This window comes from Salinibacterium sp. SWN167 (genome assembly GCF_015864665.1).
Classification (GTDB): Bacteria; Actinomycetota; Actinomycetes; order Actinomycetales; family Microbacteriaceae; genus Rhodoglobus.
The window spans coordinates 1,985,340-2,009,197 of sequence record NZ_JADYWU010000001.1 but is presented as its reverse complement, the minus strand read 5'-3'; the positions used below and the strand labels follow the sequence as shown (position 1 = coordinate 2,009,197).

Sequence of the window (23,858 nt, the reverse complement as noted above, 5' to 3'; positions counted from 1 at the left end):
GCCGTTGACGATTCGAAAAGACTCACAAGGAGAACGCTATGAGACAAGACATTTTTGAACTCACCGGGGTCGCGCACATCGCGTTGACTCCCTTCGACGCTGAAGAGCAGGTTGACTTCGCCGGAATCGACAACATCGTGGAGGCCGCCGTGGCCGCCGGCTGCAGTGCCGTCGTACCGCTAGGAATCATGGGGGAGTCCCACAAGCTTCTCGATACGGAACGCGATCAGGTACTTCGAGCCTATGTATCGGCAGCGAGCGACCGGCTCAACGTTGTCGCCGGTATCACCTCGGAATCGACCGTGGTGGCGCGTGAGCGAGCGAACGCGGCGATCGCCGCTGGCGCGAACGCGGCGATGATGGCTCCGCCCCGCAACAGCGCGGTCGACGCTTCTCTAGTTGAGCACTATCGAGCAGTGGCAGCCACCGGACTTCCCGTTGTCGTGCAAGACGAGCCAGTGACCACGGGGGTCAAAATGCCCGGTTGGTTCTTTGGTGAGGTCGCACAAGTCGACGGCATTTTTGCGGCGAAGATCGAGGAAGCACCGAGCCCACCCAAGGTCACCGTGGTGCGCGAGAACGCCCCTGACATGCTCTGTTTTGGCGGACTAGGCGGAATCAGCCTCTACGAGGAGCTTGGTCGTGGGGCTGTGGGAATCATGACTGGCTTTGCGTTCCCCGAACTTCTTGTGCAGATCTGTGAACGCTACGACAGCGGCGATCATGATGGCGCACGGAGCCTATTCCACGAGTATCTCCCGATCATCCGATTCGAGGCTCAGCTCGGCGTCGGTGGAGTGGCGATCCGCAAGCAGCTCTTCTTCGAGCGCGGGGTAATCTCCACCCCGCTCGCCCGCAAGCCGTCCCGACCGATCGATCAGATTACGGTGAAGGAGCTCGGCGAGCTTGTGGATGTTCTCGGTCTGCGGGCGCAGAATGCCTGATGTGCTAAGAGGGGCGCGACTGTTCACCGATCCGACAGCGGGCGCGTTAGACATCACCGTGAGTGACGGCGTGATCGTAGATATCGCGGCTGCAGGCTCCGCCACGACGGGGAATGTCATCGATCTTGACGGGCTCGAGCTAATGCCTGGATGCATTGATTCCCACGTGCATCCCATTCACGACGAAACATTTGCCACGGTCGCGCAAGCTGCCGTCCACGGCGGGGTGACGACCATCGCGAATCAGCTGTATCCGAATGCTGATGAATCCACCCCCGACGCGATCGCTCGGATGATTCGCGAAAGCGAGGGGGGAACCGCAGACTTCGCGGCACACGTTCGCTGGGACCGTGCTCGTTCGACGAGTGATATTGCGGCTGCAGCGGCGGCCGGGGCTGTGTCGATTAAGGTGTTCCTGGCTCACCCCGACAAATCGATACAGAGCAGTTTGGGGGAGCTAGCGACCGCGCTGTCGCAGGCGAAAGCGGCTGGGCTGCTAACGCTAGTGCACGCTGAACTCGGCGACGTTGTTGACGAATTGTTCGCAGCTGGATTCGGATCACAAGGCTCTGCCTCCGAGATTAACCAGTGGAGATCGCCCGCGATCGAAGCCGCTGCAGTGAATGCTGCCGCGGTGGTCTCCCGCGCTGTCGAATCGCCCCTCTATATTGTGCACACCTCGTGTGAGGCCAGCATGCGTGCGGGGACAGCTGCTCGCGAGAACGGCACCGAGCTTTACGTTGAGACGTGCCCTCACTATCTATTCCTCGATGTAGATCAGGCGCCGCCCGGAGGACAAGGATTCGTCCTGCCGCCGCTTCGTCCGCGGCAGGACCGTGACTTCATGCGCAGCGCCGCAGTAGCGGGTTCTGTCGATACCTTGGGTAGCGACCACTGTGGGCATGGCCCACGGTCAAAGCCGGTGGATTCGATCGCGGGTGCGAAGGCGGGACTGCCCGGGCTGGAAGCTATGGTGCCGCTCATCATTGACGCGGCAATCGGCCCCGACGCCTGGCTCCCGCGACACCGGGCCGTGGAGATGTTGTCGAGCTCTGCAGCACGAATTTTCGGCCTTGACGGCAAAGGATCGATCGGAGTCGGCTACGACGCGGACATCATCGCGATTGATCCCATGGCGACGCAATCATTGAGTTCCGGACTTTTTCACGACGCCGCTGGATACACGCCTTATGAAGGGCGATCGCTCAGCGGCCAGATTGAGCAGGTATTCCGGCGCGGGGAGCTCGTCGTAAGCGAAGGCAACGCTCAGTCCATCGGTGGCGGTCGTTTCATTCGCGGTTCGCGACGCAGCAGCCGTTCCGGCGTGAACTGAATTGGCGATGAGCGCCAGACAACAAGAAGGAGTAAAGACGTGGATTTAGGGCTTTCAGGGCGAGTATATATAACGACAGGCTCGACGAGCGGGCTGGGGGAGGCATGCGCGACGCAGCTCCTAACAGAGGGCGCGAAAGTGGTCATCTCTTCGCGCGACCAGTCACGCGTGGATGCTGCCGTGGCGAAGTTTGGCGCAGATCACCCGGGTCGCGTGATCGGGGTGGCTGCTGACCTCACTGACGCGGATTCAGCGTCCCGCCTCATTGCAGCGGCGATGGATGAGTGGGGTTCCCTCGACGGGTTGATTCTCAGCGGCGGCGGTCCGCCCTCCGGTGGCGTTCGTGCTGCGGATGATGACCAGTGGAGGGCTGCCTTCGAGAGCGTATTCCTCGGCCCCTTGCGACTGGCTCGGGAAGCAGCCGGAGTGATGACGAGCGGAAGCTGCATCGGAATTGTGCTGTCGGGCAGCGTGTACTCTCCGATTCCAGGGATCGCGCTTTCCAACGGATTCCGGCCTGGCCTTGCGATGGCGTTGAAGACTCTTTCTGACGAGCTCAGCGGAACAGGGGTGCGTACCGTCGGACTCGTACCCGGACGAATCGAGACGTCGCGAACGCTTGAGCTCGATGCCGCCAACCCTGAGGTGTCGCGGAAGCGCAACGCCGCGATACCGGCGGGCCGATTGGGCACAACAGAAGAGTTTGCCAAAGTCGCAACATTTATGGTTTCCCCCGCAGCTTCTTACGTCAACGGCACAAATATAGTGATTGATGGAGGGTCCAAGCGCGGACTCTAACAGTGCACCTTTCGGGCCGTGAGCATCTCGCTCGCGGCCCTTGTGGGTTCGAGCTGAAGGGAATGGTAAACAGCACCGGGAAATTCAGCGAGCCGCGATGGAATATCGGGTTCGATAACACGGTTACACACCACACTGGCGTCTATTGCGACATCCGCTCAATGCCGAATGGTTGCGAAGGGTCGCCGCACTTTTCGAGCAATGATTACGCGTAATGAGCCGTCACAAATCGGCGGTGTGATCAGCCCGAAAATACGATAACGAGGTGAATACTGTGGAAACCGCATCCGTGCTTGTCAGCTTGGTGGTTTTGTCTACCGTGTTAGGGCTGGTCTGGCGCGCCCGCACTGGACGAATCAAACGCACGCCCACCACAAGCGAGACCGTCGCATCCGAAGAACATCGCATCGTGATCGACGGTGTTGCCCCATTCGGCAGCCGCGTCACCCTGCTTCAGTTCTCCACCGCAGCCTGCGCGATCTGCCCCACGGTCCACACCCAGCTGAGCGCCCTGGCCGCTGAACTCGATGATGGAACTGGCTCAGTCGTTCACGTCGAGGTCGACGTCACTTCACGTCCCGAGCTCGCCAGCCGCTTCAATCTGTTGCAGTCGCCAACCACGTTCATCCTCGACGGCAACGACGAACTGCACGCCCGCATCGGCGGAGCCCCCAAGATCAACGACCTCCGTGCGGAACTGGGCCGGATGCTCACCCCCGCGCTCGTCTAACGACGAGTTACCGCACCCTTCCACCGCACGCCAGCCCCCGCCTCGCCCGCACAGAGAGCAACTCCTATGACTACGCCCCACACGAACGCCGCCGGAGCGGCTGAGCTCTCCGCGTCGAAAGCTGCCCTCGCGGCGAAGCCCGGCCAGGCCGGCATCGATCCACGTGGTCCTCGTTTCGGCGCTGCGATCACCGCTGTGCTGCTGCTCGCGGTGATCGGCCTGGGCCTCGATGGTGCCGCAGCGCTTCCGGCAACACTCGCCGAGCGCGCCACCCAGACCGCGTTCCTTCTCCTGAGCGCCATCACGGCGCTGTTTGCTTTGGGCGCTTTCGCGGGCATCCAGCGTCACCCCTACGGTCTGTTCTTCAAGGCGGCGATTCGTCCGCGCTTGAGCGCACCGAGTCACTTCGAAAACCCAGCCCCGCCCACGTTCTCGCAGGGCGTCGGCCTGTTCGTCACGGTCATCGGTGTTGTGCTGCACCTCGCCGCCGTGCCCTACGCTCTCGTCGTTGCCGCGGCATTCGCGTTCATCGCGGCGTTTCTCAACTCGGTGTTCGACTACTGCCTTGGCTGCCAGCTCTACATGCTGCTCGTGCGCGCCGGGCTGGTCGGACGCGGGAGCAACCGCTCCGCAGCGTAGAGGCGCGCCCACGCACCCACGTAACGGCGTACCGCGTCAGCTTCTCCTCGCAGGCACGACACTGGCGTGCACACCTCCGATAAATTGGAAGCATGCACCGCACGAGCCTCACCCTCCGTCTTGTCATCCCCGCCATCTGGCTTGGCCTGATCATCGGCATTTCGTTCCTCGAGACGCCGCTCAAGTTTCAGGCGCCCGGAATCACTCTTGAGCTCGGGCTCGGCATTGGGCGTCTCGTGTTCTACGCGATGAACACCACCGCGCTGGTTCTCGCTGCGTTGCTGACTCTCGCCATGATCCGACCGCGTGCGACGCGCCTACAGTGGGGACTGCTCGCTGGTTTGTGGGCGGTGCTGCTCACTCAAATACTGGTGATCCGCCCGCCGCTCAATGCCCGCACTGATGCCGTGGTCGCCGGCACCGATGTCGGCGGTTCACTCTGGCACTACTTCTACATCGCAGCAGACGGCAGCACTTTCGTACTGCTGATCGTCTTCATCGTCGTCACAGCCCGCCTGCTTATTCCTGCGGCTGCTCCGCGCCAGCTCGCCTAATTCGTCAGCGCGGCACGCCGACCTTCCCAGTGAGTATGCCGTGACCTGAGCCGCAACTCTTCCCCCGTCTGGGGTACACGATTATCGTGACATTACAGTGGGCAGCCACCGAACACGATGGCTGCCCGATTCCTCACACGCGAGCGAAAAGGAAGAAACCATGTCTGATCTCACTAGCCCCGCCGCCTCCGACAACGCTGCCGGCCCCGACGCCCACAACATCCAAGACTGGACAGATCTTGGCAAAGAGATGTGGTCGTATCTCACCGGCCGCAGTGCTGTCATCGACTACAACTTCATCGACATGACGGTCGAAGTTCCCCGCGACGTTGGCCAGGATGCGCCTCGCGCAACGTGGAAACTCAACGGCACTCTGAGAGTGACCACCAGTGAAGGATCCGGCTCCGAACCGACCGCCCCGTAACGATGAGTACTTCAACGACGAGTACTCCAACGAGGCTCGACATCGATCTAGCGTTCTCTCTCATCGAACCGATACGTGACGATGCGGATGACGCGTCATCAGGCAGCGGTGAGCCTGGAGCCGCGCCGCTCGAGACCGAGAAGATGACGGGGACCATCACTGCCAGCGGAATGGACATCGAAGTATTTTCAAGCAAGCCGGAGCTGTTCCTTCAAGCGCGAACGGTGAAGCTCAAAGACGTGCGTAGCGTGGCCAAAGTCTTGGCTGACCGCGGGCTTACCGTCGCGCTCTCAGGGCCGCTCGGTCTCATCGCTCGTGTCGGGGCGATCAAGCCTTCGGTCGCGCAACGAGTGCTCACTGGCTCTCCGTACATTTCGCTGGGGAGTCGCGCGGCGATTGCGCCGCTGCTGCGGCGTCGTGATGCCGGCGCGGCGACGGCATCCGAAATGCAGTTTCCGCCAAGCACGCTGCTGCCGCTGGTGCCGACGTTCGATCGGTTTGTGCGCAAACAGATCACCACGACGCACTACACGGCGGGCGCGGGGCGACCTCGACTGTTCTTTGTCGTGGGCTCCGAAAACTGGAACGGCCAGATGCCGCGAGAGTTCGAGCTGCGATCAGAAGTCACCACTATTGGATCGTCTTCTGCCGCGGACCTGCAGCTTCCCGGCCTGGAGCCAATCCACGCCGAAATCCGCCACGATGACGACGATGAGTACGTGCTCCACGCCATCGGTGCCGTCGGTGGCGGATCGCGCCCGCTCACAGGGCAGGATCCCGGCGCACGCACGCTGAGAACGGGCGCGCGAATGGAAATGGGTGAGTGGCGCCTCGGGTTCTTCCGCGAAGAATACGCCGACCACGGTCGGCCGTTTGGCGGCCGCATCGGAGGCGAAATGGGACACCAGAAACCGCAACCCGGTCGGCACCGAAATGTACCGGCACCCGCACCGGCCGCACCGCCGGAAGTTCCGGAGACGCCCTAAACAGCGACCGCCGGCCTAGTGCGTGGGCTGCTCGGCGATCAGCAGCCTGCGCAGTGCCGAACGCGTCGCGATCGAGACACCGAGCAGGTCGAAGACCTCGTGGGTTCGCGTGGCAGTGTCACGAACAATGGGAAGTTTGTCGCGCATCCACTCGTCCACCTCAGCGGGTGAGCGAATCTCTTCTGGCTCGGCGCCGGGAGCAAGCTGCTCGACGACGGCCATCGCGTGCACGGAGGTTGCATAGTCGGCGGCGACGGCGGCGGGATCAACCCCCGCATTGCCCAGAAGGAGCGCGCTGATCATCCCGGTGCGATCGCGCCCCGCGCTGCAATGCACCAGTGTTCCCGGTTGTGACGACGCAATTGCTTCGAGGGCGCCAAGCACTAGTTGGGGTTGCAACCGCCAGTTGTGCTGCCAGTATTCGGGGGAGTCGAGGATGGGGGCGCAGGTCTCCCAGAACTCAGAATCGTTCTGATCTTCAGTGGGGGCGTTGACGATTGTGATGCCATCGAGTGCCGCGTCAGAAATCACGTGATCGCCCTCACCAGGGCCGACCTCGTGCTCGCAGCGGAGATCAACAACGGATGCCAAACCCCAGGCCCGGGCATCATCCCACCCGGCCGCGGTCAACCGCTCCCGGCGCGGTCCGCGAGCAATTCGACCCGCTGCTGTCACTCCGCTGCGTGATAACGCCGTGGGAAAGCCGCCCAAATCTCGAGCATTGATATAGCCATCCCACGCAAGTGTTGTCATTTCCTCAGCATACGGAGCAGTCGCGGTGTCGGCCAGAGTAGAGCCACGGATCACGGCGAATTCGGATGTTCGCGCGCCTCCACAGAAAGCTGGCGGTGAGCCGCCGCTCTGCAGCGTGGCGACATAATGGGCTGCTACCCGGGATCGGTGATTATGCTCGCGACGTGTCAACGACATCCGTCACCAACCCCGAACCCACGAAGGAGCGCACCATGTCAGTGCTCGACGAAGTTCTCTCCGCCAACGCCGCCTATGCCGAAAACTTTGGCGACAAATCCGAACTCGCTTTGCCGCCGGCTCGTGGCTTCGCGATCCTTACGTGCATGGATGCGCGCCTCGACCCTGCACAATACGCCGGACTGAGTGAGGGTGACGCGCACGTCATCCGCAATGCGGGAGGACGCGCATCCGACGACGCCATTCGATCGCTCGTGATTTCGTACAAACTCCTCGGCACGAAGGAGTGGTTCGTGATTCATCACACCAACTGCGGGATGCAGTTCTTCACCGACGACGTCATGCGCGGGCTCTTGGCCAACAGCCTTGAGGCCGCTGCTTTGGGCGAGGCCGGATTCGAAGACGTGGGCACCGGTCCTGGCTCGGCCGAAGCCAAATATATTGACTGGCTCACCATCGCCGACCAGGCGGAGAGCGTGCTCGAAGACGTCACCCGAATCAAGGCTCACCCTCTGGTTCCGAGCGGTATTCCGGTCTATGGCTATCTCTACGACGTCGCCACGGGGCAGCTCATCGAAGTGCCGGAGGCAACAGCTGCCGGTGCCGCGGCCTAGGGCTGCCCAGACCCGCGCGGTGTCGGCGGCGGTTGTCGACACGTAGGCTCGACCCATGGCTATCTCCCGCTTCGAAGAGCTCGACTTTCAAGAGACCCCGATGGGGGAGCTCACCCTGCGACGCCGACGCGAGCCAACGCTCGATGTTGACGTTTATGAGGTCAAGCTCGGTGAGGAATACCTCATGTCGAGCCTCTTCACTGTGGCCGAAATCGCGCTTTCCGATCTTGGGCTTGCGGCGGCTACCGGGGATGCACTGCGCGTTGTCAACGGCGGGCTCGGCCTTGGTTACACGGCCGTTGCCGCTCTCGCCGATCCGCGCGTGGCTTCGCTCGAAGTGATCGATGCTCTGCCGGCTGTGATTGATTGGCACAATCGTGGCTTGCTGCCGGTGTCTGCCGAGCTCACCGGTGATAGCCGCACCACTCTCACCCATGCCGACTTCTTCGCCGTCATGCGCGCCGAGCCGACGGTGCCCTACGACGTGATCCTTCTAGATGTCGACCACTCACCCCGGCACCAGCTCGACCCCAGCCACGCCGACCTCTACACCGTCGACGGTCTTCGTCGTGTGCGAGCGCATCTCACTGAGGGCGGCGTCTTCGCATTGTGGTCGGATGACCCGTCCGACGCTGAATTCATGGAGCGCCTCGGCCAGGTCTTCGAGAGCCCGATCGCGCACGCGGTCGACTTCGATAATGCGCTCACCGGTGGCGTGTCATCTAACACGGTGTACGTCGCGATGCGGGGCGAGTAGCGCGCGACTCAAGCGTCAGTGCACCCGCGGCTTCCTGTGTGAAACCTCAATTTGGAACCGTTCGGTAGTAAACCCCAGTTCGCCGTGCTAGCGTCCGGAGAGAACGAGGAATTGTTCCCGGGGCTCTATTCAGCCCTGTCCCTAGAACAGAAAGGATCCCCACAATGGATCTTACGAACCGTCATGGAATCATCACCGGAGCAGGCCAAGGAATCGGGCAGGCCCTCGCCCTCGATTTTGCCGCAAAGGGCGCACACTTGCTGCTCGTCGGCCGCACAGAAGAGACGCTGCAGAAGACCGCAGAACTCGTAAAAGAAGCCGGCGGAACATCCGAAATCCTCGTCCAAGACCTGGGCCAAGCGGATGCCGCAGCCCACGTCGCTGAGGCCGTGAAGTCGTGGGACACCCTCGACCTTCTCGTCAACAACGCCGGTAACGTGCGCGCGGGGCGACTCGAGGATGCCACCGCAGCCGAGGCCACCGCGATGATCGACCTCAACCTCACCGCCCCCATCCTCCTGACTCAGGCGCTGTTGCCGCGCCTGCGCACCAGCGGAGCCGCAGGGGGAAGCCTCATCGTCAACATTTCCAGCGAGATCGCTCTCGTCGCGATGCCGTTCTACGCCGTCTATGCCGCAACCAAGTCTGGTCTTGCGGCATTCGGTGAAGCGATGCGCCGCGAACTTCACGGCACCGGAGTGCACGTCTCGACCGTCTACCCGGGCGCCACAGACACGGAGATGATGAGCAGCCAGAACGCTGACTGGAAGCGCGGCCCCGTCTCTGGCGTCGTCGATCGCGTGATCTCCGGTCTCAGCAACGACGAGTACGAAATCAACGCAACGCACGAACGCGCGCGCAGCATGCAGGAACTCAACCATTCCGATCCACTCGCTGTCGACGCCGCGATGGCCGATGGCCTTGCCGACATGGAAGCGGCTGTAAAGGATCACAACAGCATCTAGCGGATGGCGTCACGGTAGCGCCCTGATCGCAGGCACCCCAGACGCCGCCTGAACAACACGAAAGCCCACGACTGCATCCTTGGAGTCGTGGGCTTTCGCGCGCGGAACGCGAGGTTCTTTAGGCCTTGCGTCCAGAAATGGTGCGGAACAGGAACGCGATCACTGCAAGCACAGCCAGAACGACTCCCACCCAGAGGAGGAAGTTGAGCGACTGCACGAGGCCACCCGTGAGCAGCAGGGCGATGGCGATTACGGCGACGATGATGAGGAGAGTATTCATAGAGGGATACCTTTCGAAAGGAGTTGTGGGGGAGTAAGCGTGTTGTGGGGGAGTGAGAGAGTTGCGGTGACCGCTACTCGGAGACGGCATCCTTCACGTTCTCGCCGGCCTTCTTCAAGCTGGCCTTCGCCTGGTCGGCGTTGCCCTCAGCTTCGAGTTCCTCGTTGTTAGTCGCCTTACCGGCGGCTTCTTTAGCCTTACCGGTGAGGTCTTCTGCGGCGTTTTCGATCTTGTCTGAAGCGCTCATTATGGAGCTCCTTTTTCTCGGGGGGAGTGAATTGGCGTGGCGTGCCCGTCTGCACTGGCGGAGGGCGACAGGCACGCCACCGGCTGAGAATAATCTGGGTAGCGGGTGTGAGGCTTCACCCCTAGGGGTGAACTTTCCCCATTTGTTTCTGCCGCCGCTTATCGTTGAGCCATGACCGCCGTACGTATTGCTCTAGTTAACGACTATGAGGTCGTCGCGCGCGGCGTTGTGGGGATGCTGCGCTCCTACCAGAATCGCATTCAAGTGGTCGAACTCGATCTCAACAGACAAGTCGACGAATCGGTCGATATCGCGCTCTACGACACGTTCGCGGGAACGCAAGGAGATCGCGTCGCCGTGAAAGCCCTCGCCGCCAACCCTGCCGTCAGCGCCGTCGTCGTGTATTCGTGGAACCTCGATCCGACCCACATCGCGGCGGTGCTCGGTAATGGGGCCGCCGGCTACATCTCTAAAGGCTTGCCGGCATCCATGTTTGTTGCGGCTCTCGAAGCAATTAGTCGCGGTGGCGACCGCATTCACCTCGGCGGCAAAAGCACACCGACCGTGATGGCGGGCGACTGGCCGGGGCGTGAAGAAGGTCTCACCGAGCGGGAAGCCGAAGTCTTGGCGCTCATCACCCAGGGGCTCAGCAACGCCGAAATTGCCGAGCGAACGCACCTCTCGATCAACTCCATCAAGACCTACATTCGTAGTTGCTATCGAAACATTGGTGCTACGAGCCGCACCAACGCGGTGCTGTGGGGAATCGAACACGGGTTTCGCCCCGATCGGGTTCGAGTCGACCATCCGGAACCTGCCCCGGGTGGCAGCGAACTCGCTCCGCAGGCATGAAACGACCCATCGTACCCGCGCCCTCGCTAGAGCCCGTCAAGAAAACTGCTGGCCGGATGCGGTCAGATCTCACCCGGGCGCGCATGCTGCAGGCCGCCAAAACTGCGGTAGCGGTCGCCATCGCCTGGAAACTTGCGCCCTATCTTCCGGGCGTCGCGGATAACTATCCGTATTACGCTCCCCTCGGCGCTATTGTCGCGATGTACCCCACGCTCATGGGCTCGATGAAGAATGCGGCGCAAACAATCGGCAGTCTGGCGGTGGCCATCGTGCTGGCGGGCGCCGTGATTATCTTCAGTTCACCGAGCGTCATCACGACGTCTCTAGCTGTCGGTGTCGGTGCTCTCATCGCCGCGACAGGCTGGTTTGGTGCCAACCGTGAGTACATCCCCGTGACAGTGCTTTTCGTGCTCATTATTGGTGGGCCGGATGCCGATTCCTACTCAATCGGCTACCTCGAGCAAGCCACCCTGGGCATCGTCGTCGGGCTCCTCGTGAACCTGCTGATCTTTCCGGCACTCACCCACAACGCCGTCGATCAACAGTTGGCAAACTTTCGCGCAGTGCTTTCTAGCCACCTCGCGGAGATCGCAGAAGCTCTCGCTGAAAGCTGGCCGCCCGAAAAAGACGGCTGGGCTTCGGGCAAAGACTCGCTTGTAGTCGTATCTGGTCAAGTGCGTGAGGCGGTGCTGCTCGCCGACGAAAGCCGGAAAGTCAACCCGCGAGCACGTCGCTATCGTCGCGACCTGAAAGCAGATTACGACGATCTTGCGGCTCTCGAAAATGTGACTTTTCATGTGCGGGACATCACCGATGTGCTCACCGGGGCAGTGTGGGGCATCCCGATAAAGGTGCAATTGAGGCCCGAATTGAGGCCTGCACTCAGCGCTGCACTCGCTGCTGTCGCGACCGCGCTGAGCAGCTGGGACTCCGTGGAGGAGCGCCACGAGGCACACGACCTCGCTACGGACGCTCTTGCAGCGCTAACCGCGGAACTGGATGCTAATAAAGACACCGCAAATGCAACCACGATGGGTGCATCAGCCGCAATTTCCATGGACATCGCACGCATCCTCGCGGCGCTGAACACCCGACTGGAGCAGGCTGAACAGCTGGATGAGGCAGCGTCGAACGAAGCGAGCTAGCGCCGCCAGCTTCCTGGCCTAGCTGCCCTCTACAACCGGGCGAAGCGAGCCCGGATGAAGCAATACACGCCATAGGCAATGAGCCCGACGGCGATCACAATCAGCACCACCACTCCGAAAGGCAGATCGGTGAGGCTCGTGAGCGCAGCATCCAAACCCGACGACTTTTCGGGGTCGTGAGTGAACGCAGCAACGACGACAAGGATGCCCGCAACCCCAATCGCAACACCCTTAGCGATATAGCCCGCAACGCCGAGTCCGAGAACTGCGGTGCGCAGAGTACCTCCGGGCACAGAGATGTCCTCCGTAAACTTTTGGGTCGCGCCCTTGTAGATAAAGAAGCCGCCGACGCCCATGACCGCGAGGCCCGCAATGACGAGCACCGCGATGCCGATGGGGTTCCCCAGGAGCTCACCCGTCAGACTGCTCGTGCTGCTCGATGAGTCTGACGAGCCGCCGAGCGCGAATGTCAGAGCCGTAGAGCCCAGCGCAAAGTACGTGATGCCTTTGGCTGCTTCCGCGCCGCGACGAGCCCATTTGCGTTTCGAATCCTGAGGCTGCATGAGGAATGCCGAAATCAGCAACCAAAGACCGAGGGCGAACATACCAATGACGACGGCCCAGAGCAGAAATACACCGCCCGGAGTCGAGGCCAACTGCCGGAACGCTCCGGACTGGTCAGCATCGGTTTGGCCGCCACCCGTCGCGATGCCGATCGCGAGTGCTCCAATGAGGAGGTGCACGAGTCCGTTTACGGCAAAACCGAGGCGGGCGAGAACTTGCAGTGCGGTGCTGTTTTTCGCGCTGCGAGCGGCATCTGAAGCTGAGGCATCATTCATGGAGGCCAGTGTAAATGAATTCTGTGAACGGATGCCGGCCTTGCAGCCGCATCCCAGCAGGCGAATGCAGGATGGATAGATGACACCCGCACCCGCACCTCGCCGCCTTCCCCGCCCCAAGCCGGTCACGCCGAAAGTGGGGCAAGAGTCAGTGTGGGATTACCCGCGGCCGCCTCGCGTCGAACACATGCCTCAGCGCGTTGTCGTGCGGCTCGGCGGGCACGTGATTGTGGACACGACGGATGCCGTGCGCGTGCTCGAGACGAGTCATCCGCCCGTCTACTACGTACCGATCGCGGCCTTCCCGGAAGGTGTGCTTGTGCCCGTTCGTGGCACAAGCTTCTGCGAGTTCAAGGGCGAAGCGCACTACTTTGACGTGGTTGCCGGGGGAGTCGTGGCCGAGCGTGCGGGGTGGGTTTACCCAGAGCCCACGCACGGGTTCGAGCAGCTTGCTACGCGTGTCGCGCTCTACCCTGGCCAGATGGACTCGTGCGAGATCGACGGCGAGCTAGTGACCTCTCAGGAGGGAGATTTCTACGGTGGCTGGATCACCAAGAACCTCGTCGGGCCGTTCAAGGGCGCGCCGGGCACGATGGGCTGGTAGCAGCAGAATCTGCTGCTGGGGCGAGAGCGGTGTGGCTAACTAGCGCTCGGGGCCGGTGCGAGATCTAGCCCGCTGGTCAGCTGCCTGAACGCGTCCAACGCGTGCGGGGCGAGCACGCTGGGATCCTTCAGGGTGCGATCGATTTCAGCGCTGGCTTCGAGGGCTATGCGCAGAGCGCTCGTGGCTGCTGCGGCGAGCAAGCGCAGAGTCAACGGGGTTGTCTCCGTCGGCATTGCGGGGGCAAGGACCGACCTGAGTTGCACCTCTGAATCGGAGTTCACGCGGTGCCACACGTGTTGCAAAGCGGCGTCGCTGGTGGCGGCGTGAAGCAGACCAAGTGTCCAGCGCAGCCCCTCGATTTCCTCGGCATTGCGAGGGGTGAGTACGGCGGAGATCGTGTGTTCGAGGGCGGCGAGCACATTTTCGTCAGGGTCGGCTGCGGCGACGAGCGCGTGCCATTGGTCGGCGCCGATCGTCAAAAGAGGAGCTACGGCATCTTCCTTGCTGCTGAAATACCGGTAAAAAGTGCGAACGGCAACACCGGATTGCTGGGCGATCTCTTCGGCGGTCACTGCGGCTGCGCCGCGGTCGGAGAAGAGTCGCGCGGCTGTGCGGGCTATCTCAAGCTGAGTGTCGCGCTTGCGACGCTCCGTAAGGCTGAGAGGTTCTGCATTCATATAGAGGAGCGTACGCGCTGAATGGTGAACTGCATCAACTGTCACTATGGCACATTGTGCCACTTTGCCGTACCGTGGGGCCAACACCCACCTAGAAAGGCACCCAATGAACAGGTTCTCCGGACGTCGCGCCATTGTCACCGGCGCAGGCTCAGGCATCGGCCAAGCCACCGTGCTTCGACTCCTCGCCGAGGGCGGCGACGTCGTTGCCGCCGACGTGAGCGAAGCAGGATTGGCCGACACGGTCAGCAAAGCGGGCGAAGCTGGAGCGCGCCTTTCCACCGTCGTAGTGAACATTGCCGACGAAGAGTCGGTGAAATCCGCTGTCACAACTGCTCTAGGCACGCTGGGTGGACTCGATGTTCTCGTCAACGCTGCTGGCATCCTGCGCTCGTCGCACACCCACTCGACGTCCCTTGAACTCTTTCAGCAGGTACTCAACGTCAACTTGGTCGGTACCTTCCTCATGATTCGGGAGGCCATTCCCGCACTGCTCGAGGGCAACGGATCCGCGGTCGTAAATTTCAGCTCGACCTCGGCGGCTTTTGGTCACCCCTACATGTCCGCGTACGCCGCGAGTAAGGGGGGAGTTCAATCCATGACGCACGCGCTTGCCGCTGAGTACGCGAAGCAGGGAATCCGGTTCACTGCCGTTCAGCCCGGCTCGATCTCTTCGGGGATGACCGAAGGAATCGGCGAGAGCAAGCAGAGCATTGGGCCTGGTATTCCTGAAGACGCCGACTACTCGCTGTTCATGAAGATGAGCCCAGCGATCAAGGAAGGGTACGCGGGGCCCGAAGCAGTTGCCGGAGTCGTCGCCATGCTCGCTAGTGAAGATGGCGCATTTGTCACCGGCACCGAGATTCGTATCGACGGCGGCGCCCACCAGTAACTATCGAAGGGGCGTGCACCGGCGCATCCGTTGCGATGGACCGGTGAGCCTAACGCGCGCACTGCGCGCCACACACGCCAAAGGGCGCTGCAGCCGAGGCCAAACCTCCGCTGCAGCGCCCTTCAATTTTCGAGACTTACAGCGGCCCGCGGAATGTTGCGGCGACGGGCGAGTCGTCGGGGAGGTCATCGCTTCGAACTGCTTTGACCGTGCCACCCGTACGCAAGACGCGCGCGGCGATTTCGTCAACGAGGCCGTACGTGCTCGGGCCAGGCTCGCTGGCGAACACAATTTGGCCGTATTCGTCGATGCTGCCCTCGTCGGTCGAAGCCAAATCGAACAAAAGCGTGTCGACGAGTCCAGCGGCGGCGGCGTGAGAAACGTCGCTCAGTTGCGAACTAGCGAGTCCATTGCTCTGTTTGTTGCCGAACGTCGCACACCATGACGCGAGCTCGTCGGTGTGTCTTTCGGCCAGAAGTGCACGACCGCGATCCTCGAGATCGTCGATCGACAGCGAACTGGGATTCGCATCGATGGCGGATGAGAGAAGTCCGCGATAGGTGGAAATTTCACGGTACGCGGGCTGTAAGTCTGAGGATGCAGCGAGTACCAAAGGCAATCCCGAGTTACCAATGATGGGGAGCACCGCCTCCTGAATCTGGGAGCAGTAGCGTCGAAGTTCCACTTTCGAACCCAGGGCGCCATCCGCTCGAGGAGTGTCTGCCTTGCCGTGGTTGTCGGCGGTTTCCAGCGTTCTGCCGAGGTCCTCGGAGAGGTCAGGCAACGCGATTTCGTCGCTCGAATCATCGGCGTTGAGGGAGAGAAGCCTCACGCTGCCCAGCGTCACGGCGAGCACATAGCCGGAGTGGCCGAACGTGGTGGCGCGTAGCAGCGGACCGAGGTCGAATCGATCACCAATGGCAACGAGCGTGGGCAGTTCATTGCGCAGGCGGAACGACTGAGTGATCTCTGGCGAGACAAAAACGGCGACTGAACGCGCAGAAGACGCCCAAAATTCGGTGTCGTGATCCAGCGCTCCCAGCGCCTGACCGATCGCGTCCAACTCAGCTTTCTCTACGCCAAGCACGCCGAGCTCTGCCAGCGCTTCTGTCGCTGCCGAGCGGAGAGCGAGTCGCGCCGCCTCAGTGTCGCGGCCGATAGGGGGCCCGCCATCGGTCGATCCTGGCGAGACATACAGCGAAACGCTGGCGATGTTTCGCTGCTGGGAAAGTGCTACTAGGTCTTCATGAGAGGGGATGTCGATGCTCATGGGGTCACGATACTCAGAACGACTGGGAGCGCAATCAGGTCAGTGCGGTTAGCTTACAGAGAGCGTGCGCGAAACGGTTACTCTTCACCCGGAATCAACGCGGCATGATCAGTGGCAACCGAGCATGCATCACTTGGACAGTAGACAGTGAAGCCGTCGAAGTCCGGGTATGGGGTTCCGTCTTCTTGATCGGATGCCAGCATCCAGAACAGCGCCCCGTCGACGCCCGTATCGCGTACGGTCGTCAACCACGATGCGTAGGTGTCGGCGCGCGATGACTCGTCCATCACACCGAACTCGCCAAGAAACACCGGCTTGCCGATGTCTGCGGCAGCTTCTGCGTGTTTCTCGATCCAACCGGTGCCCCACGCCGTCGAGGTCTGCCAATGGTCGGGGTAGAGGTGCATCGACATGATGTCAATGCTGCGCAGCGACGCCAGCGCCACAGTGTCGACGCCGTTGGAGCAGTTCTCGCCGAAGCCAGCCCCATATCCGGAAGCGCCGAACTCTTGCGTGAGCGTCCAAGTGTCTTCATCTCCACAGAAAAAGCCTTCATCACCGACGCCAAGCAGATGAATGCGGTCGATTGATTTCACGTGACGGCTCATCTCATCTACCCACTCGGTGATGGTTGTGGTGTCACACTCGCCATCTGCAAAAGTTCCCGAGCCGGTGCAGCTGGGCTCGTTCGCAAGCTCCCAAGCGAGGATCGTGGGGTCGTCTTTGTACTGGATGCCCGTAATCGTGTTCGTGCGGTTCAGGAGCGTTGATACCCAATCCTTGTACCAGTCGCGAATGCGCTCGTCCGTATAGAAATCAGCGTGCTCGTCGAGGCCAGCCCACTGAACGTACTGATCCATGCCGCCGTAGGCATTCCAGTTGTTCGTGAACGGAATCACGAGTTTGATGTCGCGCGCGGCTGCTTCGGCGACTACAAAATCGAGTTTCTCCAGTCCAGTCGCGCCGGTGTTCGCGATGGGGGCGCCGATCGCGTCATCCCACACTTGGTACCAGACGCCTTCAAAGTCGTCCGGTGCGACTCCCGAGCCGTTGGTGTCTCCGTAGTCTTGAAAACCCCACGTGCGGATGACGGTGAGACCGGCTTGCTCGGCATCGTCAAGCAGGGCAACCACTGTGCTCTCTGACTTGTGCCCGAGATAGTAATTGTTGGCACCGGCGAACTCGAACGGTTCGCCCTGGAACACCAGCTCAGTGCCGTTTGCGCGCACAAAGGTGGCTGCGAACGCGGAGTACTGAATTGCGGCAATGATGCCGAAGACGGCCGCGATCACTAGCGCGGCCGCGAGCACTGCGGCGATCACTCGCGTGCGGAGTCGACTCACCGGCACGCGACCGCGACCGCGTGCGCTAAAACAGAAGCGAAAGAGAGCATGGGGAGATGGTAGTCGCCATTGACGGTGGCAGAACCAATTGCGAGAACACGAGACAGCGGATGCCCACACCCGCTACCATGCTGAGAGATTGTCGCTCGCCGATGTTTTTCGTCCTCGCGCAACACACTGCACTGACGAAGCCTTCTCTATCGGCGGTCGATCCGCACAACGAGTCGACGGGATACACAGATGGGCTTCATTAAGGCGTTCGCAGGGGCTATTGGCGGAACGTTCGCTGACCAGTGGAAAGACTTCCTCACCCCGCCAGCTCACTTGGCTCCCACGGCGGCGATTTTCCCGGCCGTGGCGCAGGGCACCAATGCCGGTCGCGGGTCTAACACCCAGGGCTCCGAGCACATCATCACGAATGGTAGTCGCATCGTCGTTCCTGAGGGGTATGGTCTCGTGACCTTCCAAGATGGGCAACTGACCGGCTTTGTCGGCGAGCCTGGCGGCTTCATTTTCACGTCGGAAGATCAGAACGCTGAGTCGTTCTTTGCCGGCGACGGCATCATCAGCTCCACGGTGAAGACATCGTGGGAGCGCTTCAAGTTCGGCGGCCAGCCCGGCTCGCAGCAGCTTGCCTTCTATGTGAACCTCAAAGAGATCCCGAATAACAAGTTCGGTACTCAGTCTGAAATCTACTGGGATGACGCCTATCTCAACGCGCAAGTGGGAGCCATCACGCGGGGTAGCTACTCCCTCAAAATTGTTGACCCGATCCTGTTGGTGAAGAACTTTGTTCCCCTCACCTACCTCGGCCAGTCACCGAAGGTTTTCGATTTCTCTGACCTCGACAACGATGCTGCCAGTCAGCTCTTCAACGAAGTTGTCGGATCGCTCGCCGCCGCATTCTCGTATTACACAAACGACCCCAGCAAGGGAAACCGCATCGCCAAGATCCAGGGCGACGCTATCGGATTCGCGCAGTCGTTGAGTGCTGCTGTCGATGACGCGTACCAGTGGACCACTGACCGCGGAATCACCATCGAAAAGGTCGCGCTTCAGTCCATTGAGTACGACGAAGATACTCGTGCTCTGCTCAGCGACGTCAAGAAGGCGGATGCTCTCGGCGGCGCCCGCGGTAACTCCTTCATGCAGCAGGCGGCAGCTCGCGGCTTCGAAGCGGCTGGATCAAACGAAGGCAGCGGCGGAGGCGGAGCCGGTATGGCCTTCCTCGGTATGGGAATGAACGCGGCTGGCGGCGCGGCTGGTGGATTCCAGCAGCCCAACGCCGCACCGCCACAGCAGGCAGCACCCGCCGCCGCGCCGGCAGCTCCCGCCGCCGAGGATCCCATGGCCAAGCTGCAGCAGTTCAAGACGATGCTCGATCAGGGACTCATCACTGAAGCCGACTACGAAGCGGCTAAAGCTAAAGTCCTCGGGTTGTAGTCGGTTATGCCGATGGATGCTGTGGAGCCCGAGACCCCGCCGCCGGCCACCACCGACGACGCACCTCGCGTCATCAACACCGACGACGGTGCAAAGGATGGACTCGCGAAGTGTGCTCGGTGTGGTGCCACCGAGATCTCGCTCAACGTAGCCACGGGCCACTTGCGGTGTGGATTTTGCCGCTTCGAGTGGTCTACCGATAACGCCATTGAGGCATTCAACCTCAACGGTGATATCAGCAAGCTGACGGGGCTTCTCGTCGGCTCGGGTTCGAGCGACATTGTGCCCTCGACCGACGAGATTCTGACCTTCAAGTGCAGCGCATGCGGTGCAGAAGTGGTGATCGATACCAACACGAGCACGCAAGCTCGCTGCCACTGGTGCCGCAACACTCTCTCCATGAACCAACAGGTGCCCAACGGCGCCGTTCCGGACATGATTCTGCCCTTTAAGGTCGAGAAGTCGACGGCTGTAGAGAAGATCGCCCACTTCGTAGGTAAGCGGAAGTTCTTCGCGCATCCGACCTTTAGAGCGGAGTTCAACGCCGAGAACGTGATGGGCGTCTATTTGCCGTACATGGTCGTGGATATCAATGCTCACGCCAAGTTGAGCGGGCAAGGCGAACATCAAACACGTTCGTACACCGTCAAGGTGGGGGACTCAACGCAGCAACGCTATGACGCAGATCTCTACAATGTGGCGCGTGAATTCGACATTCACGTGAACGATTTGACCGTGGAATCTTCTAGCGATCGTCTCGACCAAAACACGGCCGTGAACTCGAACAACATCATCAATACGATTATGCCGTTCGATGTCGAGAATTCTGTTCGGTACGACTCCAACTATCTTGCTGGATTCACCTCAGAACGTCGCGACAGCAATCTCGATCAGCTCGCGCCCCTCGCGCACACGCAGGCGGAGGACATCACTCGCCATCGTGTCAACGACACCTTGAAGTTCTACGATCGCGGCGTGCGTTGGGCTGCTGAAGAAGTGGATGTGCGCGGTCAGCGCTGGGTTTCGGCCTACTTGCCCGTGTGGCTCTATAGCTATCAGCAGCGCAAGTCGAACGGTAAGACATTTCTGCACTACGTCGCGGTGAACGCGCGCACGGGAGAGACCATGGGAAGCATTCCGTTGCACCAGAGCAAGTTGTTGATTGTCTCGGGCATCGTGCAACTCGTCGGTACCGTAATTGGTCTCGTACTTGTGGCGGTGGGAATCTGATGCTGAACCTCACACTGTGGGCTGCTGAGAGCGGTCAGATACTCGCTGCGGGATCCTCGGATGATGACTCGGGAGGGCTTGGTCTTGTTTTCTTGCTCTCGGGGTTTGTCTTCTACTCCGCAATCTATTTTCGCTACCGCAACTCAGATAAGCGACACGGCCACGAGTCTGAGACGGAGGCGACGATGGTAAATATGCAGGAACACGACGAGTTCGTGAAAGCTCGAAAGGGCCTGAGCAACCGTCGGATGTCCGGTGCAAATAACACGGCCGTGCGTGGCGCGAGCAACAAGTTCTCTACCGGGATCATGAGCAAGTTCAAGCTATAACGCTCGTGTCAGAGTCCAGGAACCAGCGGGCGGTGCTGGACCTAGCCCTGCCCTTGGTTGCGACGTCGCGTAACACGGGGCGGGCGACCACCGAGAAATGACTTACCCGAGTCAACGAGAAACTCTTTGCTCAGTGCTTCGCGGCCCACGAGCATCCGAAAGCCCATTTCATCGCGATTGGTGAGCGTCGTTTCAGCGGTGACGGTGTGCCCGCACAGCACCACATCGATGAGTACGACGATGCGATCTTCGCTGTGCCCCGAGGAGCTGCGAACGGTTCGCCGATCGTGGATGGCGCACTCCACCACAGCGTCATCTTTAGCGGACCGCTGCCAGGGGCACACGCGAAAGCGCACCCACTCGCTGCCGTCGGGGCGCACAAATTCTTCGATGTCGTCGGCGTGAAGCGCAGAACTCTGCGCGCCGGTATCGAGTTTGGCTTTAATCCACGGCACGCCAAGATCGGGCAAGGAAACCCACTCACGCCAGCCTGCGATCGTGTTTGAATGGGTGGGCTCTATCACCCTCTTATCTTGGCAGGTCATTCGATGAAACTCGCTATCCTCTCCCGTGCGCCGCAGGCGTATTCCACAGTGCGACTTCGGGCCGCCGCTGAGCAACGTGGTCATACGGTGAAGGTTCTCAACACTTTGCGCTTCGCGATCGACCTCACGGGTGAGGAACCCGACCTGCAGTATCGCGGCAAGCTGCTCTCGGACTACGACGCCATCCTGCCTCGCATCGGCAACTCGATCACTTACTTCGGCACGGCCGTGGTTCGCCAGTTCGAGCAGATGGATGTCTACACACCCAACACCTCGAGCGGCATCACGAACTCGCGCGACAAGCTGCGAGCCACCCAGATTCTTTCTCGCCACGACATCGCGATGCCCGCGACCACTTTTGTGCACAACCGGGCGGATGTCGAGATGGCGATCGAGCGCGTCGGTGGTGCGCCTGTCGTGATCAAGCTGCTCGAAGGCACCCAGGGGATTGGCGTGATCCTCGCTCCGGACACGCAGGTCGCGAAGGCGATCATCGAGACCCTGCATTCAACGAAACAGAACGTGCTGATTCAGAGCTTCATCTCCGAGAGCAAGGGCCGCGACATCCGCGCCCTCGTGGTGGGGGATCGCGTGGTTGCCGCGATGCGACGCGTCGCTGTGGGAGACGAGTTCCGCTCGAACGTGCACCGCGGTGGCAACGTTGAAGCCGTTGAGCTCACGCCCGAGTACCACCGTGCAGCGGTGAAGGCCGCCCAGATCATGGGTCTGCGCGTTGCCGGCGTCGACATGCTGGAGGGCAAAGATGGCCCGCTCGTGATGGAGGTCAACTCGTCGCCCGGTCTCGAAGGCATCGAGCGAGCCACCGAGTTGGATGTCGCGGGCGCGATCATTGACTACATCGCCAACCAGGTGGCGTTCCCCGAGATCGATGTTCGCCAACGCCTGAGCGTCTCGACGGGGTACGGCGTTGCCGAGATCGTTGTCGGAAGCGATGCGGAATTCGTGGGCAAGCAGCTCGGCGAATCTGGCTTGGGGGAGAAGGACATCACGGTGCTCACTCTGCACCGCGGCTCCAACGTTGTGCCCAACCCTCGCCGCAGCACGGTTCTCGAAGCGAACGATCGCCTGCTCTGCTTCGGCAAGCTCGAAGAAATGCGGGCCATGATCCCGGCTCGCCGCCGCCGCCGCGCAAAGGTGCGCAAGCTGCCTCCCGAGCCGATCGTCGAAGACTAGACGTGGCAGAGATCGATGATCTCCCGGTGACAGAGTTCGGGTTTCCGGGAGCGCTTCGCGACACCCTCGTGGCGGCGATCATGGAGGGGGAGAAGACTTCGACGTCATCCACGCTTGTCGAATACGGAGTTGAGAACGAGCCGCTGCCGGTTGTTGGTGAGCGCTACGCCCTTGTGGACTCGGACGAGAAGCGAGTAGCGGTGCTTGAAGTAACCGACGTTCAACAGCTTCGGCTGGCTGATGTGCCGTGGGAGCACGCTCGTGACGAAGGCGAGGGGTACGAATCGGTCGCGCAGTGGCGTGCCGGTCACGAATCGTATTGGCAGAGTGACGACATGCGCGGCTTTCTTGACGACCCGTTGTTCACCGTGAATGACGAGACCATTGTGGTGCTCGAGCATTTCGTGGTTGTCTCTCGCGTGGCTGCAGCATGAGGAGCGTGATCGCGGGCCTTTATCGTGCTCGCGTCATCATCCTGTACGCGTCAGTGGTGACGATCTTCGCCGGCACCATTGGGGCGCAAGTAATCTCCGCAGTTGTCGTGCGATCGGTGTTCCAGCTGCTGCCGTTGCTTGGCATCATCGGGATACTCCTCGTGCTCGTTGTGTTGCGGCCGGGCGTGAAGCTGTTGCCGCACCGCGAGCCTGTGACCGTAGCCTCACCCGTCGGTGGTCGTTGGCTCGCGCTCAACAGCCCCGCGACACGTGTGCCTAGCCACGGCGTTCGCGCCTATGGCCAGGCTCATGCAGTCGATCTCGTTTTCGACCCGCTCGGAGGTACTCGACCAGCCTTCGATACCGGAATCGTGCTGCGCTATCCGAGCGAATATCCCGCATTCGGCCAGCCTGTGCGGGCCATGGTCGATGGCGTCGTGGTCCGCGCCAGCGATTCCCAGCGCGACCACCGGGCTCGCTCTTCGGTGCTTGGCTTCATGTACATGATGATCGAAGGCACGATTCGCGAGATCGGCGGGCCACGCCTCATCGTCGGCAACCACATCACCATCCGGGGCAACGACGGTATCTACGCGCTCGTTGCTCACGTGAAGCAGCACTCGGCGCTAGTTAAAGCTGGCGACCTGGTCGTCGCGGGGCAACCGATCGCCGCCTGCGGAAACTCCGGCAACTCCAGTGAGCCCCACGTGCACGCTCAGCTGATGGACCGGGCATCCGCTTGGACCGGTCACGGAGTGCCCATGCTCTTCTCCGGTGTGACCATCAACGACGAACCGGATGAGCGGCTCGCGATGCCCGCTGACAATGAGCACCTCACCGCGCTATAACTCTGCCGCAGC

General features: G+C 61.3%; 29 protein-coding genes. 21 read left to right on the top strand and 8 right to left on the bottom strand.

The genetic code is table 11. From position 1 onward, the window contains the following. The first annotated feature begins 38 nt into the window (after positions 1–38). From I6E60_RS09640 to I6E60_RS09605, 8 genes are all read left to right on the top strand, one after another. On the top strand, positions 39–944 hold the full coding sequence (locus tag I6E60_RS09640) for a dihydrodipicolinate synthase family protein (protein ID WP_197179909.1): 906 nt from the start codon (positions 39–41) through the stop codon (positions 942–944). Then, positions 937–2,277, top strand: coding sequence for a dihydroorotase family protein (locus I6E60_RS09635; protein WP_197179907.1), 1,341 nt, complete (start codon positions 937–939; stop codon positions 2,275–2,277). The genes I6E60_RS09640 and I6E60_RS09635 overlap by 8 nt, the downstream gene beginning before the upstream one ends. 39 nt (positions 2,278–2,316) lie before the next feature. Continuing rightward, positions 2,317–3,075 carry an SDR family oxidoreductase gene (locus tag I6E60_RS09630; protein ID WP_197179905.1) on the top strand — a complete coding sequence of 253 codons (759 nt, stop codon included), beginning with the start codon at positions 2,317–2,319 and terminating at the stop codon, positions 3,073–3,075. A gap of 265 nt (positions 3,076–3,340) precedes the next feature. Beyond that, positions 3,341–3,805: a thioredoxin family protein gene (locus I6E60_RS09625; RefSeq protein WP_307841809.1), complete on the top strand. Its 465-nt coding sequence runs from the start codon at positions 3,341–3,343 to the stop codon at positions 3,803–3,805. 66 nt (positions 3,806–3,871) lie between these two features. After that, positions 3,872–4,444, top strand: a complete 573-nt coding sequence (locus tag I6E60_RS09620; protein ID WP_197179903.1) for a DUF4395 domain-containing protein — start codon at positions 3,872–3,874, stop codon at positions 4,442–4,444. Between the two features lie 92 nt (positions 4,445–4,536). Then, entirely contained in the window at positions 4,537–4,998 is a 462-nt protein-coding gene (locus I6E60_RS09615; protein WP_197125038.1) for a hypothetical protein, read from the top strand. Between the two features lie 160 nt (positions 4,999–5,158). Then, entirely contained in the window at positions 5,159–5,422 is a 264-nt protein-coding gene (locus I6E60_RS09610) for a hypothetical protein (RefSeq protein WP_197179901.1), read from the top strand. Positions 5,423–5,424: 2 nt separating this feature from the next. Then, on the top strand, positions 5,425–6,408 hold the full coding sequence (locus I6E60_RS09605) for a hypothetical protein (RefSeq protein WP_197179899.1): 984 nt from the start codon (positions 5,425–5,427) through the stop codon (positions 6,406–6,408). 15 nt (positions 6,409–6,423) lie between these two features. Here I6E60_RS09605 and I6E60_RS09600 read toward each other — a convergent pair whose 3' ends face one another. Further along, positions 6,424–7,161 (bottom strand): tyrosine-protein phosphatase, encoded by a 738-nt coding sequence (locus I6E60_RS09600; protein WP_197179897.1) that lies wholly within the window; start codon positions 7,159–7,161, stop codon positions 6,424–6,426. 164 nt (positions 7,162–7,325) lie between these two features. On the opposite strand from I6E60_RS09600, the gene I6E60_RS09595 reads away from it, so the two are divergent. The 3 genes from I6E60_RS09595 (at position 7,326) to I6E60_RS09585 (ending at position 9,674) form a co-directional block, all read left to right on the top strand. Beyond that, complete coding sequence (locus I6E60_RS09595; protein WP_307841808.1) at positions 7,326–7,952, top strand: carbonic anhydrase; 627 nt, start codon at positions 7,326–7,328, stop codon at positions 7,950–7,952. Between the two features lie 55 nt (positions 7,953–8,007). Beyond that, positions 8,008–8,709, top strand: coding sequence for a spermidine synthase (locus tag I6E60_RS09590; RefSeq protein ID WP_197179895.1), 702 nt, complete (start codon positions 8,008–8,010; stop codon positions 8,707–8,709). Between the two features lie 164 nt (positions 8,710–8,873). Further along, a complete protein-coding gene (locus I6E60_RS09585) occupies positions 8,874–9,674 on the top strand; it encodes an SDR family oxidoreductase (RefSeq protein ID WP_197179893.1) in 801 nt (266 codons plus the stop codon). 118 nt (positions 9,675–9,792) lie between these two features. Here I6E60_RS09585 and I6E60_RS09580 read toward each other — a convergent pair whose 3' ends face one another. Together I6E60_RS09580 and I6E60_RS09575 are read right to left on the bottom strand one after the other, a co-directional pair. Beyond that, a complete protein-coding gene (locus I6E60_RS09580; RefSeq protein WP_197125027.1) occupies positions 9,793–9,954 on the bottom strand; it encodes a hypothetical protein in 162 nt (53 codons plus the stop codon). Between the two features lie 73 nt (positions 9,955–10,027). Further along, the gene (locus tag I6E60_RS09575; RefSeq protein ID WP_197125025.1) at positions 10,028–10,201 is read right to left on the bottom strand and encodes a CsbD family protein; all 174 of its coding nucleotides are present in this window, start codon (positions 10,199–10,201) and stop codon (positions 10,028–10,030) included. Between the two features lie 171 nt (positions 10,202–10,372). Between I6E60_RS09575 and I6E60_RS09570 the strand changes: the two genes are divergently transcribed. Together I6E60_RS09570 and I6E60_RS09565 are read left to right on the top strand one after the other, a co-directional pair. After that, a complete protein-coding gene (locus I6E60_RS09570) occupies positions 10,373–11,053 on the top strand; it encodes a response regulator transcription factor (protein WP_197125023.1) in 681 nt (226 codons plus the stop codon). Continuing rightward, positions 11,050–12,198: an aromatic acid exporter family protein gene (locus tag I6E60_RS09565; protein WP_231601186.1), complete on the top strand. Its 1,149-nt coding sequence runs from the start codon at positions 11,050–11,052 to the stop codon at positions 12,196–12,198. The genes I6E60_RS09570 and I6E60_RS09565 overlap by 4 nt, the downstream gene beginning before the upstream one ends. A gap of 29 nt (positions 12,199–12,227) precedes the next feature. Here the strand turns inward: I6E60_RS09565 and I6E60_RS09560 are convergent, their stop codons facing one another. Beyond that, a complete protein-coding gene (locus tag I6E60_RS09560) occupies positions 12,228–13,037 on the bottom strand; it encodes a DUF1206 domain-containing protein (protein WP_197179892.1) in 810 nt (269 codons plus the stop codon). A gap of 79 nt (positions 13,038–13,116) precedes the next feature. Between I6E60_RS09560 and I6E60_RS09555 the strand changes: the two genes are divergently transcribed. Beyond that, entirely contained in the window at positions 13,117–13,641 is a 525-nt protein-coding gene (locus tag I6E60_RS09555; RefSeq protein ID WP_197179890.1) for a DUF427 domain-containing protein, read from the top strand. 35 nt (positions 13,642–13,676) lie between these two features. On the opposite strand, the gene I6E60_RS09550 is transcribed toward I6E60_RS09555, so the two are convergent. Next, a complete protein-coding gene (locus I6E60_RS09550; RefSeq protein ID WP_197179888.1) occupies positions 13,677–14,318 on the bottom strand; it encodes a TetR/AcrR family transcriptional regulator in 642 nt (213 codons plus the stop codon). Positions 14,319–14,424: 106 nt separating this feature from the next. On the opposite strand from I6E60_RS09550, the gene I6E60_RS09545 reads away from it, so the two are divergent. Continuing rightward, positions 14,425–15,210, top strand: a complete 786-nt coding sequence (locus tag I6E60_RS09545) for an SDR family NAD(P)-dependent oxidoreductase (protein WP_197179886.1) — start codon at positions 14,425–14,427, stop codon at positions 15,208–15,210. Between the two features lie 136 nt (positions 15,211–15,346). On the opposite strand, the gene I6E60_RS09540 is transcribed toward I6E60_RS09545, so the two are convergent. Both I6E60_RS09540 and I6E60_RS09535 read right to left on the bottom strand, forming a co-directional pair. Beyond that, positions 15,347–16,480, bottom strand: coding sequence for a hypothetical protein (locus I6E60_RS09540; protein WP_197179884.1), 1,134 nt, complete (start codon positions 16,478–16,480; stop codon positions 15,347–15,349). Positions 16,481–16,557: 77 nt separating this feature from the next. Continuing rightward, a complete protein-coding gene (locus tag I6E60_RS09535) occupies positions 16,558–17,823 on the bottom strand; it encodes a cellulase family glycosylhydrolase (RefSeq protein ID WP_197179882.1) in 1,266 nt (421 codons plus the stop codon). 240 nt (positions 17,824–18,063) lie between these two features. On the opposite strand from I6E60_RS09535, the gene I6E60_RS09530 reads away from it, so the two are divergent. From I6E60_RS09530 to I6E60_RS09520, 3 genes are read left to right on the top strand one after another with little or no spacing between them, the layout of a single operon-like run. Beyond that, on the top strand, positions 18,064–19,266 hold the full coding sequence (locus tag I6E60_RS09530) for an SHOCT domain-containing protein (RefSeq protein ID WP_197179880.1): 1,203 nt from the start codon (positions 18,064–18,066) through the stop codon (positions 19,264–19,266). 6 nt (positions 19,267–19,272) lie between these two features. After that, positions 19,273–20,496 (top strand): TFIIB-type zinc ribbon-containing protein, encoded by a 1,224-nt coding sequence (locus I6E60_RS09525; protein ID WP_231601185.1) that lies wholly within the window; start codon positions 19,273–19,275, stop codon positions 20,494–20,496. After that, the gene (locus I6E60_RS09520; RefSeq protein WP_197125008.1) at positions 20,496–20,825 is read left to right on the top strand and encodes a hypothetical protein; all 330 of its coding nucleotides are present in this window, start codon (positions 20,496–20,498) and stop codon (positions 20,823–20,825) included. The genes I6E60_RS09525 and I6E60_RS09520 overlap by 1 nt, the downstream gene beginning before the upstream one ends. 41 nt (positions 20,826–20,866) lie before the next feature. Here the strand turns inward: I6E60_RS09520 and I6E60_RS09515 are convergent, their stop codons facing one another. Next, positions 20,867–21,370, bottom strand: a complete 504-nt coding sequence (locus I6E60_RS09515; protein WP_197179878.1) for a RimK/LysX family protein — start codon at positions 21,368–21,370, stop codon at positions 20,867–20,869. 3 nt (positions 21,371–21,373) lie between these two features. Between I6E60_RS09515 and I6E60_RS09510 the strand changes: the two genes are divergently transcribed. From I6E60_RS09510 to I6E60_RS09500, 3 genes are read left to right on the top strand one after another with little or no spacing between them, the layout of a single operon-like run. After that, the gene (locus tag I6E60_RS09510; protein WP_197125004.1) at positions 21,374–22,564 is read left to right on the top strand and encodes a RimK family alpha-L-glutamate ligase; all 1,191 of its coding nucleotides are present in this window, start codon (positions 21,374–21,376) and stop codon (positions 22,562–22,564) included. 2 nt (positions 22,565–22,566) lie between these two features. Continuing rightward, positions 22,567–22,998 carry an ASCH domain-containing protein gene (locus I6E60_RS09505; RefSeq protein WP_307841806.1) on the top strand — a complete coding sequence of 144 codons (432 nt, stop codon included), beginning with the start codon at positions 22,567–22,569 and terminating at the stop codon, positions 22,996–22,998. Next, positions 22,995–23,846 (top strand): M23 family metallopeptidase, encoded by an 852-nt coding sequence (locus I6E60_RS09500; protein WP_197179876.1) that lies wholly within the window; start codon positions 22,995–22,997, stop codon positions 23,844–23,846. The genes I6E60_RS09505 and I6E60_RS09500 overlap by 4 nt, the downstream gene beginning before the upstream one ends. Positions 23,847–23,858 lie beyond the last annotated feature (12 nt).